The organism is Mesorhizobium sp. M7A.F.Ca.AU.001.01.1.1, from assembly GCF_004022735.1.
GTDB classification, from domain to species: Bacteria; Pseudomonadota; Alphaproteobacteria; order Rhizobiales; family Rhizobiaceae; genus Mesorhizobium; species Mesorhizobium ciceri.
Genome location: NZ_RZPF01001050.1, coordinates 1 through 1,501 on the forward strand (window position 1 = coordinate 1; position 1,501 = coordinate 1,501).

Annotated in this window: 1 protein-coding gene and 1 pseudogene; both read left to right on the forward strand. The window is 64.0% G+C overall.

The window, feature by feature from the left end; genetic code table 11:
• Nucleotides 1-37: 37 nt before the first annotated feature.
• Nucleotides 38-547, forward strand: a pseudogene (locus tag EN884_RS35630) (ABC transporter ATP-binding protein); the annotation flags it as partial.
• A partial coding sequence (locus EN884_RS35635; protein WP_164895413.1) for an ABC transporter permease occupies nucleotides 544-1,501 on the forward strand: 958 nt, incomplete at its 3' end. The pseudogene EN884_RS35630 and the gene EN884_RS35635, both read left to right, overlap by 4 nt.

Below are 1,501 nucleotides of genomic sequence, written 5' to 3' on the forward strand. Positions count from 1 at the left end.
GTGATGGTGAGGCTTCCCGAATCCTTGCCGCGAATGCGCACCGCGCATGAAGCTTTCCGAAAACCTGCTGCTGTCGCGCCATGCCACCGACGGCAAGGCGTTCGTCGGTTCCGGCGGAATGGTCAAGAGCGCCGCCATCCAGGCCGCGTCCCAACGCATCATCGAGGCGATGGACGTGCGCAAGAGCGCGCCGGATCCGGAGGCCGCGGCTCTTTCGGGCGGCAATCTGCAGAAATTCATCGTCGGCCGCGAACTCGACCGCCGGCCAAGCGTCATGGTGGTGAACCAGCCGACCTGGGGCGTCGATGCGGGCGCTGCCGCCCACATCCGCCAGGCCTTGATCGAGTTGTCGCGCAGCGGATCAGCGGTGCTGGTGATCAGCCAGGATCTCGACGAGCTGTTCGAGATCTCGGATGCGATCGCGGTCATGCACAATGGCGAGTTGTCGAAGCCGATGCCGATCGCCGAAGCGACCTTCGAGAAGGTCGGCTTGCTGATGGGTGGCGCCGAACCCGGTCACGCCGAACACACGTTGGAGACGGCATGATGCGCCTCGAACTCGTCAAACGCCCGCAGCGCTCCATGCTGTTTTCGGCCCTGTCGCCGTTCATCGCTTTCGCGCTGACCATCATTGCCGGGGCCGTCATGTTCGCACTGCTCGGCGTCAATCCGCTGACTGCGTTCAACATCTATTTCATCGAGCCGATCAGCCAAATCTGGCAGTTGCATGAGCTGGCGATCAAGGCCGCGCCGCTCATCCTGATCGCTGTCGGCCTGTCGGTTTGCTACAAGGCCAACATCTGGAACATCGGCGCCGAAGGCCAGTTCATCCTCGGCGGCATCGTTGGCTCGATGCTTCCAGTACTGTTTCCGCAGTTCGAAGGCCCGCTGGTGCTGCCGTTGATGCTGTTGCTCGGCATGGTCGGAGGTGCGGCCTATGCGGCGATCCCGGCTCTGCTCAAGACGCGCTTCGGCACCAACGAGATCCTGACCAGCCTGATGCTGGTCTATGTCGCGCAACTTTTCCTTGACTGGCTGGTGCGCGGCCCCTGGCGCGATCCGCAGGGCCATGGCTTCCCGCAGACCATCCAGTTCAACGATTCGGCCGTGTTGCCGGAACTGATGCCGGATGCCGGACGGGCAAACTGGGGTTTTGTCTTCGCGCTGGTCGCCGCGGTGCTGGTCTGGATCCTGATGAGCCGCATGCTGAAAGGTTTCGAGGTGCGCGTGCTGGGCTCGAGCCCGCGGGCAGGACGCTTCGCCGGCTTCGGCCTCAACCGGATGGTGTTCTTTGCCTTCCTGCTGTCGGGCGCGCTGGCGGGACTTGCCGGCATCTCGGAGGTCTCGGGCGCCATCGGCCAGCTGCAGCCCGTCATTTCGCCCGGCTACGGCTTCACCGCCATCATCGTGGCGTTCCTCGGCCGTCTCAACCCGCTTGGCATCGTTGCCGCCGGACTGGTGCTGGCACTGACCTATCTCGGCGGCGAAGCAGTGCAGAGCG